The sequence below is a fragment of the uncultured Gimesia sp. genome (assembly GCF_963972345.1).
In the GTDB taxonomy this organism is placed as follows: Bacteria; Planctomycetota; Planctomycetia; order Planctomycetales; family Planctomycetaceae; genus Gimesia.
Window position 1 is genome coordinate 1 of the sequence record NZ_CAXAVM010000239.1, and the last position, 10,178, is coordinate 10,178.

Below are 10,178 nucleotides of genomic sequence, written 5' to 3' on the forward strand. Positions count from 1 at the left end.
TCCTCAGAATAGTTTACACTCTTTTTTGAGCGCCCACTATTTCTGGGGAACTTCAAATGGCCTTTAGCTGTCATAGGCACGATAACATGGTTAGCTGGTCTTTTTTACATCCAGCGCATTACATCGAATTGCCGGCGATCCAGGCTGTGGTCCAGGCGTTTTGGAAGTTGAAGCCGCCGGTGATGCCGTCGATGTCCAGGATTTCGCCTGCGAAATAGAGGCCCGGGCAGACGCGACTTTCCATCGTGCGGAAATCGACTTCTTTCAGGTTCACGCCGCCACAGGTCACGAATTCTTCTTTGAAGACACCCTTGCCGGCCACCTGAAATTCGCCGGCAGATAATTCTGTTACGAGCGCCTGCGTTGCCTGTTTGGAGAGTTCCGCCCAGCGAACGGGTTGCGGGCCGACACTGTGATCGACGAGCGATTTCCATAACCGTTTTGGTAACTGCCAGGGGCACGCAGCGTCGACAGTTTTTTTGGGATGATCTGCTTTGAAGGAATTCAGTTGCGCACGAATCTCCTCGGCTCTGGATCCGGCCAGCCAGTTGATGCGCAGTGTGGCGTGGTAATTCGCATCGTGCAGTTCCCGGGCTGCCCACGCGGACAGTTTCAACACCGCAGGACCACTCAAGCCCCAATGCGTCACGAGAATCGGGCCAGACTGGTTGAACGTCTTCGTGTCGGTGACTAACTGACAGTTTACGTGTTCCACCGCAACGCCTGGCAGGTCTTCGATCCGTGGGTCCTGAACTTTAAATGTGAACAGCGAGGGCACGGGAGGAACGATCTGATGCCCGAGGCTGTGAATCAATTCGAAACCGGCGCGGCTGCCGCCGGTCGCCAGGAGAATCCGGTCCGCCTGCATTGCTTCGCCCGATTGCAGAGTGACGCAGAAGGTCGAGTCGTTTTTTTGAATCGACGACACGTTGGCGCGCAGTTGAGTCACCACACCCGCGTCTTCCGCCGCGCCTTGCAGACAATCGACGATAGTCGCGGAATCATCGGTTGTAGGAAACATGCGGCCGTCCGATTCCGTTTTGGTCTGAACGCCGCGCGACTCAAACCAGCTTATGGTGTCGGCAGGCTGAAACCTGCTGAAGGGACCACGCAGCGCTTTCCCGCCACGCGGGTAGCTGTTGACCAGTTCGCGGGGTTCAAAGCAACTGTGAGTCAGATTGCAGCGACCGCCTCCGGAGACGCGGACTTTCGTCAATACCGACGCAGCCGCTTCGAGGATCGTCACCTCGTGCCCGTTTTCGGCAGCCGCAATCGCCCCGAAAAATCCTGCTGCACCGCCGCCAATCACAATCACTTTCAAGTTACTTCGCCTCGGATGAAATGCCAAAATACGCAACCGAGGAGATAAAAGGTGTCAGGAACCTTAAAATTAAGGTTCCTGACACCTTTTATCTCCTCGCTACAGTAAAACTGGACACAGTCTAGCATTTCAACCGTTTGATTTCACCCATGCGGCTCCTCGCTTTGAGGCAATCGTGTTGAATACGACCGTTTAAGGGTTTCGCTTCTCTTCGCTCTGATCTGAAATAGGGAACTGCTTAAACAGGACGCACCAGTTCCAGAGGGGATAAGGTTCCCCTGCACGCGTGCCATATCCAGGGTCGGCAAACTGATAGATGGCTGGTTCGGGATCAGAATCTCGTAGATTTCCAAACGGAAAACCACGATAGGCTGTGAGCGTCTGCCCGGTTTCGAAAGGTTTATTCTTCCGAAGCTCCCGATTCTCAAAGCGGAGTATGGTTTTTCCCTCACTTTCAGTCACGTGTCGAATGGGTGCCTGGGCGTAAGCATCACCGGCCTCCATGTTGGCTACGAAGAAGGCACCTTCCGCCAGTAGTGGTTTGAGTTGAGGATCGAATTGTTGATTGAGGATCAGTTCGGTTGTGGGCTGTCCTTCGATGACCGGTCCCATTATGATCTGGGCTATTTTTCCGACTTGCCCCGCGTAAGGCAGTCCATAGCTGAGCGTAAAACCTGTGCCTGTCTGGAGCGGAGACACCAGTTGAATTCGCAGGCGTGAAGGCGATTCCAGTTCAATGGCCTTGATCGCTGAGACAGCACCGGCACTGTTGCGAACCTGGAATCCATAGAGGGAGTGGTAACCTTCGCCTCTGACCAGCTGTTCTCGCGGCAGAAATGTTTCATCCAAAACCAGCGGTGGTCGGGGAACATGAAACTCGACCAGCACACTGGCACGGTCCGGCGCAATCCAGGCTTTCAAGGGACGCAGTGGCTGCCAGGCTTCGCCCAACTTGAGAACACGATGTACCACCTTGGCCACCTGTTCGCCAAACCAGCGCTCGCCATCGGCTGACATATGAATCGGGTCACCATATCGGCCGGCATAGCGACTGTTCAAGGCACTCGCCACCATGTAGTGCGGGCCGACCATCGTAATGTACGGATCCTTGTCCGCAGCCAGCAGTTGAGCCTCACCGGCGGTGCTCAATGTCTGATAGGTAAACAGCGGAATCTCATCGGTTTGCCCGGTGGTCTTCTGCAAATCTTGCGACCATTGTTTGCGGTAGTCAACGAGTCGATCCCGATACCAGTGCAGTCCTGCGGGACGAGGAATTTCTGTGTCCCAGCGACTGGGATTGATTCCGCCTGTCGGCCCGGCATTGCCCTCCCCCTGCATCCAGATTAACGCCGCGATTCCAAATGTTTCTCCCCTGGCTACCGCTTGTGCTTTGGCGCGGCGGGCATCATCCAGACTTGTTTGATAATAGCCGCCGCCATGCTGCCTGGATTCAGGCGTACGGGGATCCGTCGATTGATCAACGCTGGAAAGTTCGTCAATCATCCGTCCCCCCTGACCTGCATAAGTCACTAAAAAATGAGGCGTTTTTTTCTGCCTCGCTTTCAGCTCCCGCTGAGAACCGGTGAAACGGGATTTCAAATGATCGGCCAGACCATTGGCGATCGTCTCACCCAGTCCGCCGTTGACGGTGGCAGTGAGCGGTACAAAAGAGAACTGTTCTGCAGGTCGTTCGTATGGCTTGTCGCAATATTTCCCATACGACCAGGTACGTACGCCACGCTGGAACATCAAGTTTCCCCAGTCACCATCGGAGTGCGTGACAAGGGGCAGCGACTCGGCACCTTCACATAAAGATTGCCCCATTAACCAGAGGCCAACAATATCCCGCTGGATGACAGGCCGCTCCGAAGCGGACTGCGGTCTCTCTTCGGAAAAACAGTCGGTAACCGACAAAACCACAACGGCGACGAAAAGTAAAAGTGACTTCATTCTGATGAGGGTCCTGGTGCTGACGTGTGATGTGAAAAACAAATACACCTCAGGCATAGCCTATCAGAATAAAAGCAATCGCAACAGCAGGGAGACACAGGAGTGCTTCACATCCACTGTCGTGTCGGGCTTACACGAATGTTTTTTGAGGAAGCAAGCCCTGGTGAAACCCAGTTGACAGTATACAATATGCTGGTAGATTGAGACGGAATCGAAGTGTATCCTCGAACCCGTTCGATACTCACAATGGTTTTCTCACACGCTAAAAAACCGCCTCTCATCGTGAATGAGAGGCGGTTCTTTGCTTATTTCTTTTTTCCTTTCAGATCGAAATCGATCTCGTTCTCCCCCTCTTTAACGGTAGCCGTCAAAGTACTTCCAGCTCCATAAGATTCAGGAACAAGACTTTCCTGGGGTAATTCTGGATCATCTCCGTAGTGAAACACCCGGACGATATAATCGCCTATGGCTGCACCGGCTGTGTCGCCATACATGAGTGTGAATTTACCGTCTTTGTCTGTGCCCCCGGATGCGGAAACGGCCTGGAACTTAGGTTCAAAAATAACCGATGCACCTGAGACAGGCTTACCGTCGATGGTGACAGTTCCGCTGACTTGAGCTAACGGAGGAATATCCTGACCAGATCCACATCCAGCAACAAAGGTTGACATTACCAATACGACACAGACATTGCGCAGATTCGTCCTGTTCAGAAGACCTTTATAAAGCGATCGCATTGTGAGGATTCCCTTAAACTCTTTCTTAATGATAAAAGAATGGCTCAGAGAATGAGCTTCCAGTGAATTAGAAAACATGATCTGTCAGATCGATTTTGTGTCGCAGTAAAATCGCGATCAAATCAAAAACTCTAATGTGGAATAATATTTCCACCATTAAAATTCTGAAACGATCTCACCGCCGTTAATACTGACTAAGGCTCTGACAATTGCTAAATCGATATTTTCACTGAGGAAGCGAACAGCACCATCACCCATGAGAATATGCATGCCGCCCACATGCGCGCTGCCGGCACGGAATGCATACACGTAATCGTAGTGAGTGGTCCCACTCACATAATTGACATTGATGCCATAAGCACCAGGTGCAATACCTTGCGTGTAAGTCCACTGGTTCCATAAGGGACCATAGCTGGTACTGGTCTTGCGCAGGGGAGTTTCGCACATGAACATCGTATTACTGGTGCCGTCCTGGATATGACCGATCACCGCAGCGCCGTTCGTACCAAAGGCACCTTTGGCTGCTGTATTGTTCGAAGTATAATTATAGAGGAAGGCGTTGTCATAAGTATGCACGGCAAACGCGTAGCTCGTTCGTTTCCCGTTAATTCTGGCATAAGCCCCTGATGCAACATTGGGAATGGGATTGGGCACATCACTGGGACAGACAAATACGGGCAATTCCACATCCGTGTTTGTCGGGTTGGTATTTCCTGTCATGTCCGGATTACTACTGGAGTAACTTGAGGGCCCCATCGGAATACTGAAATTCAACTTGTTATAGATGTTCGCCTGATCCAAATACGGAAGCAGCAGCAGGTGACCGGTGATGTTACGGATCGTCAATGCAGCATCAGTTCCATGGATGGGCGCGGTGTCTGTCACTCCCGGCATAACGACCTTGGGTGGCAGAATTCTATGAGTATCATGATAGTTATGAATTGCCAGGCCGATTTGTTTCAAGTTATTTTTGCAGGTACTCCTGCGAGCTGCTTCACGCGCCTGCTGCACTGCAGGTAATAATAGCGCAATCAAAATTGCTATGATGGCAATCACTACCAGCAATTCGATCAGAGTAAATCCTCGTTTTCGCTTCAGAGAATGAGACATTAATAACTCCTTAAAAAATTAAATATATTTTTCCTGAACGATAATAGTTCTATGATTTCTGCCTTAAAAACATCCAGAAATGCACGAGATGAGTGCAGAAGGCAGAACAGATAAGTGAAATTCAAAGGAGATAATTAAGAACCCGAAGATACTGCAAAATCGATGCCACAAAAGTGCCCATGCTAATTATCACGAGATTCCTGAGATTTTTGCACAAGTTCTCGCAACCAGGAATCGTTAACGCTTTTGGGTAATAAAACGCAGGGGCTCATCGCTTTCTAAAATGAGTCTGTCAGGGTGAAACAGGGATTTCGCGGCGGAGTCGAACCTCAAATGTTTGCAGGAACCGATTTTCGTGAGGTGTTCCGCGAAATTCGTATTGAGCCCGTGACCTTTTTCAACAATCTGCTCAATGTAGAGCTGACCGACTGGCTGTTTTTTCTCATAACCGATACTTTACCTGACGGGGCGTGGTGCCTCACATTGAACCGACGCCTTTCAGAATGACTTAATGTGCCTTTAGTAGATATTGACATCTCGAATCACGATTCGTTCCTGCCCGACGAGATCGATGCTTTTCTTTGCGAAGCTGATTTGAGAGTCAGCCAGTTTCTCCAGAGTAGTCCCCGCCGCGCCACCGGTTTCGTCCCGAGTGATTTCAAAAGCGTCTACCACGCACTGAAAGTCATCACTGACGAAAACCTTGCTACCGGAACTTCGTTTTGCGAATGGGGAAGCGGCTTCGGCGTGGTAGCGTCGTTGGCCTCAATGCTTGATTTTATGGCCTGTGGCATTGAAATTGAGGAAGAGCTGGTCGATGCATCCCGCAGTCTGGCAGAGGACTTTGGTCTGTCCCTGGAGTTCGTTCAAGGCAGCTTCATCCCCGCGGGCGGCGAATCTACTCTTGAGGAAGCCTATGTCGACAACAATGCCGCGTATTCCTGGCTCATCACGGAGGCGGAGAGTGGATATGAAAAACTCCAGATTGGTCTTGATGAATTTGACGTCATTTTCGCCTATCCCTGGCCCGGCGAAGATTATCTGATCACGACTCTGTTTGAGAAATATGCCGCTGAGGGGGCGCTGTTGCTGACTTACGACTACCCTGAAACAGTGTACCTGCGACGGAAACAGAGTGAACCGTCTGATGGTGCTTAGAACAGCAACGCGCCACTTGCCTGCCCCTGCCTGAATTGATGCGGACCTGACAGGAGAGGCAAGACTGACGCATTTGTGGATCGAACGGCAATCAGCTTTCACTCGTTAGACAAATGCTGTTCCAACTCGTGTTTCGATAAGTTGACAAGCGTCTTCGGCAGTTCGCAGGTAATACGATCTGTTACTGCCTGGTTGAAGACTTCTCGCATCTGTCCCATGGTTTGCGGATCTGCAATCACGACGAGGTCGCTGAACTTTTCGGCGTAGGCCATTGAATTCAATGCTTCGGCTGCGTGTTTCGCGAACGTAGCTTCTTGCGTCTGATCGTATGTCTGCTCCGGCGGACGCGAACCAGAAGGTCCTTCGTGCTTTTCATAATTCGGTTCGAGAATATCAACGGCTGTCAAATCTAAATTATCCTCTGTCGCAGAAGCCGAAAACAACCGAGCGCCGGTGCCATCAGCCACCAGAATGTAGGCTCCGTCGGGTATTGATACTTTATCCGTCATCCTATTCCCTTTCTATTCAATTGGGGGACTGCTGCGAGTCAGGCAGACGAACGCAGCGTTGGTTCGCAATGAGACACTGCCTAGCGGTTCAAACGATCATACCAGGACAATTCACGCTCGCGATGAGTGCCAATCGAGGTTCCGATCATCAAACCGCAGACAATGCCGACGCCCAGAGCAATGCCCACAGAGGCAAGTGGATTTTGAGCTACGGTTTTGATCGTCTCGTCGTAACCCTGACGGGCCTGTTCGGTCGCCTGATCGTAGCCTGCTCGAACTGCTTCACTGGCTTCGCCAGCCAGTTCTGCGACCTGATCACCGACCGAATCCACAGAGTCGCAACACGCTTCGTAAAATTCCTCGACCTGCTCCCGCGTCTGGCCAGTCTTTTTCTGGATTAAACCAGCAAGTCGATCCAGATTGCCTTCGACCTGCTTGAGATCGTTGTCTGTGATCTGACCATACTTTTTCTTAACCTCACCGGCGATCGTTTTCCACTTTCCGCCCAGTTCTTTCTTATTTGTCATGGTTGATTTCATTTCAATTGAGGGTGTTTGTTGTAACGACGCAATTCGATACTACGCTTTGGCAGCGGTATTAATCGCTTTACTCAGTTTCGTCAGATTCTTATCCGCTTTTTCCTCATCGTCGAGATTCTGGCCGAGCTGTTCTTTCGCACTGGTGTATTTCAACTTGGCAGCCCACGTGCAGAGTGTGCCATAGGTTGCGATCTCATAATGTTCGACCTTTTGTGCCAGTGCGATGATGAGCGCGTCCATCACGTCAGGGTCGGCTTCTTCGCTCATCATGGATTCGGCTTCTTCGATCAGTCCTGCCATGGCCTCGCACTTTTTGGCGCGCGCCGCCTTGCCTGTCTCTTCAAAAGCTTTCTCCACGCGTTCAACGTGTTCCCTGGTCTGCTCCAGATGCTCTTCCAGGGCCTGGGCCAGCTTTTCACTGGATGCCTTCTTGACCATCTTGGGTAGGGCCTTCGTCAACTGCTTTTCAGCACTCAGTACGTCCTGCAGTTCGTCATGGAATGCGTCTGCCAGTGTTTTCATTTTAGCCATAATTTGTTTTCCATATTGTGAAGTGATAAAGGGAAGTTAAATGCCTTTTTGTACTGACCGGCACAGCATGCCAGCGGTCAATTCAGTGTTGCTCCGCCTGCCTGCTACAGACGACCGGTCAACAACAGAACCAGCAAGATCAATAACAGCACCCCACCGATGCTACCAACGGCGACGCTTTTGAGCAGTGCGGATACCAGTAGCACGATGAGTAATAGTCCAAGTAAGCCGTAGCCCATGAGATGATTCCTTTATTTGTATTTTGACTTTATGTTCAAGAAGAGTCAGGCTGCCTTAACGGGCAACAACACGGCTGCGTTCGACTGCGACCGTATGCAGACGGACGGCAGTATGGCATCCCAGCATTGCTCCGAAAATCGCTGCAATCAGCCCGAGCGCTGCCGTAACGAATGCAGCCCAAAGCACTGCTTGCGCGTACGAACTGGCTGTTTCCACAGCTTTCTCCACTTCGGCCTTGTACTCCTGAACCCGCGTCTCAACTTTGTTTTCGATAGTGTTGGACAGATTATTGACCTGTTGTTCGCTGAGACTGGTATTGGCAGCAAGCGTGTCTCGTGCGGCTGCAGCATCGTCGTTGATGTAGCTCCAGCCAATTTGTTCGAGAGCGTTCGCATCCAGCGCGTTGATTGCCTGACGTGCTTCTTCTTCAGTTAATGAAGCGCCGCCAGTGCCGGATGCGGCTTCAGCAATCTCCCGCTTGACGGCGGCACTGATACCCGTCGTAACGCGATTCAGGCGCTGCGAGTTCATAGCCGATGGGTCAGGCAAAGAACCTGCTGCATTCGAGGCGGCTTCGGTTGCGGTTGCCACGATCGACGAGCCGGTATTCACCATCCCGGAAATGCCCACGTAGCTTAAACTCAACATCAAAACAGTAGCGGTACTCCACACTGCCACGCCATGAAGTAAACCTGCCTGGTCATCATCCTGACCACAAAGGCGGCCGGTAACGAGTCCACCGATGAAGAAAGCGACCAGTCCAGAGACTGCCATCCAAGTCACGGCACCGATCCCGAAACCGTCGCCGAGTGCTTCCGCGTCTGTCCCGTCTAAAACACTGGCTCCCATCGCGGAACCAAGCAGTGAGAGGAGCCAGAGGACTGCCGGGATAGCCAAAACACCACAAATGATTGCTGGCCAGCTCGCGTGCAACCTGCGCGGGACAACCGCGTCGATTCGATTTTCTTTAACGACGCTGCCAGGAGTGTCGTGTGAGTCAGAGTGGTCAGCTGGCATATGATTTCTCAATATGGTGAAAATGTTCTTGTGTTCGGTTCACACCCCAAGGGGGGATGTATGTATTGGAGCATTTCTACAATGCACTTATTGTGCCAATGTCACTTAAGTTGTGAGTCGAAGTGGACTGTCGCGTTTTGGCTTGTGATTAACTCAGGCATTCCACAAACGGAAAAATTGATTCACCAGAATTAGTTTCGAATATTTATTCGATCACTGATTGCAATACGATCAGCGCGAGCGTTCTACGCTCAGTTTCTCTGCGCACTTTGGTTCCGTCATGCACAATCTTCGTATCAGCCAAGAAGTTATGCTTCAGGTGATCGATTTTTGCTTTAATCGATCGCGAAACTCATCAAATCGTGTGGATACCGAAAGACCATGCACTTCGCGGACTCCTGTTACCCCCCGTCCCCCCATCAGGGCTTATCCCTATAGCCTCGGAATCTGCTTGTCTCGCCGGGTGGCTGGCAGTAGGATGAGAAGATGGTTCTTAACACGCACGATTTCGATATTCATTTTTATAAAGGCACGTCGTTTGAGGAAAACAATAACCAGACACAATTAACGAAGGGGTCCTCATGTCAAAGTTGAAAACACAGAAGAACGACGCCAGCGTTGACCAGTTTCTTACCGGGATTAAAGACGAACAGCAACGTGCCGACTGCCTGGCCCTGCTGGAGTTGATGCAGGGGCTGACGGGCGAGCCGGCCGTCATGTGGGGAACAACCAAGGTCGGCTTTGGCAGTTTTCACTACCGGGGTAAAACGTCCGAGGGAGACTGGTTCCATGTCGGTTTCTCTCCCCGTAAACAGGACCTGGTGCTCTACCTGCACTGCGAACTGGAGAAGCAGGCCGCGTTACTGGAAAAACTGAAAAAACATAAGATCGGCAAGTCCTGCCTCTACATCAAAAAGCTGAAAGACGTCCACCTGCCCACGCTCAAAAAGCTGATCACGAAGGCCTACAAATCCCCGGCAGTAAGATAAAAGGGGTCGGGAACCTTATAGTTAAGGTTCCTGACCTGCTCTGTAGAAAAGGTCTTGTCAGTTACAAGATCATGATG

General features: G+C 51.2%; 12 protein-coding genes. 3 read left to right on the forward strand and 9 right to left on the reverse strand.

Annotation, left to right across the window (positions count from 1 at the left end):
* Window positions 1-118 precede the first annotated feature (118 nt).
* From AACZ40_RS25810 to AACZ40_RS25825, 4 genes are all read right to left on the reverse strand, one after another.
* Window positions 119-1,315 (reverse strand): NAD(P)/FAD-dependent oxidoreductase, encoded by a 1,197-nt coding sequence (locus AACZ40_RS25810; RefSeq protein WP_339676428.1) that lies wholly within the window; start codon window positions 1,313-1,315, stop codon window positions 119-121.
* 198 nt (window positions 1,316-1,513) lie between these two features.
* Complete coding sequence (locus tag AACZ40_RS25815) at window positions 1,514-3,271, reverse strand: phosphate ABC transporter substrate-binding protein (RefSeq protein WP_339676405.1); 1,758 nt, start codon at window positions 3,269-3,271, stop codon at window positions 1,514-1,516.
* A gap of 305 nt (window positions 3,272-3,576) precedes the next feature.
* Window positions 3,577-4,008 carry a carboxypeptidase-like regulatory domain-containing protein gene (locus AACZ40_RS25820; protein ID WP_339676407.1) on the reverse strand — a complete coding sequence of 144 codons (432 nt, stop codon included), beginning with the start codon at window positions 4,006-4,008 and terminating at the stop codon, window positions 3,577-3,579.
* 156 nt (window positions 4,009-4,164) lie between these two features.
* Entirely contained in the window at window positions 4,165-5,118 is a 954-nt protein-coding gene (locus tag AACZ40_RS25825; RefSeq protein ID WP_339676410.1) for a DUF1559 domain-containing protein, read from the reverse strand.
* Window positions 5,119-5,451: 333 nt separating this feature from the next.
* Between AACZ40_RS25825 and AACZ40_RS25830 the strand changes: the two genes are divergently transcribed.
* Window positions 5,452-5,625, forward strand: a complete 174-nt coding sequence (locus tag AACZ40_RS25830; RefSeq protein ID WP_339676412.1) for a hypothetical protein — start codon at window positions 5,452-5,454, stop codon at window positions 5,623-5,625.
* A 6-nt stretch (window positions 5,626-5,631) separates the two neighbouring features.
* Window positions 5,632-6,276 (forward strand): hypothetical protein, encoded by a 645-nt coding sequence (locus tag AACZ40_RS25835; RefSeq protein ID WP_339676414.1) that lies wholly within the window; start codon window positions 5,632-5,634, stop codon window positions 6,274-6,276.
* A gap of 98 nt (window positions 6,277-6,374) precedes the next feature.
* On the opposite strand, the gene AACZ40_RS25840 is transcribed toward AACZ40_RS25835, so the two are convergent.
* The 5 genes from AACZ40_RS25840 to AACZ40_RS25860 form a co-directional block, all read right to left on the reverse strand.
* The gene (locus AACZ40_RS25840) at window positions 6,375-6,785 is read right to left on the reverse strand and encodes a host attachment family protein (protein WP_339676417.1); all 411 of its coding nucleotides are present in this window, start codon (window positions 6,783-6,785) and stop codon (window positions 6,375-6,377) included.
* Window positions 6,786-6,865: 80 nt separating this feature from the next.
* Complete coding sequence (locus AACZ40_RS25845; RefSeq protein ID WP_339676420.1) at window positions 6,866-7,312, reverse strand: CsbD family protein; 447 nt, start codon at window positions 7,310-7,312, stop codon at window positions 6,866-6,868.
* A gap of 51 nt (window positions 7,313-7,363) precedes the next feature.
* On the reverse strand, window positions 7,364-7,855 hold the full coding sequence (locus AACZ40_RS25850; RefSeq protein ID WP_339676422.1) for a ferritin-like domain-containing protein: 492 nt from the start codon (window positions 7,853-7,855) through the stop codon (window positions 7,364-7,366).
* Window positions 7,856-7,959: 104 nt separating this feature from the next.
* The gene (locus AACZ40_RS25855; protein WP_339676423.1) at window positions 7,960-8,094 is read right to left on the reverse strand and encodes a hypothetical protein; all 135 of its coding nucleotides are present in this window, start codon (window positions 8,092-8,094) and stop codon (window positions 7,960-7,962) included.
* A 55-nt stretch (window positions 8,095-8,149) separates the two neighbouring features.
* Entirely contained in the window at window positions 8,150-9,112 is a 963-nt protein-coding gene (locus tag AACZ40_RS25860; RefSeq protein WP_339676425.1) for a hypothetical protein, read from the reverse strand.
* Window positions 9,113-9,693: 581 nt separating this feature from the next.
* Between AACZ40_RS25860 and AACZ40_RS25865 the strand changes: the two genes are divergently transcribed.
* The gene (locus AACZ40_RS25865; protein ID WP_339676426.1) at window positions 9,694-10,101 is read left to right on the forward strand and encodes a DUF1801 domain-containing protein; all 408 of its coding nucleotides are present in this window, start codon (window positions 9,694-9,696) and stop codon (window positions 10,099-10,101) included.
* Window positions 10,102-10,178 lie beyond the last annotated feature (77 nt).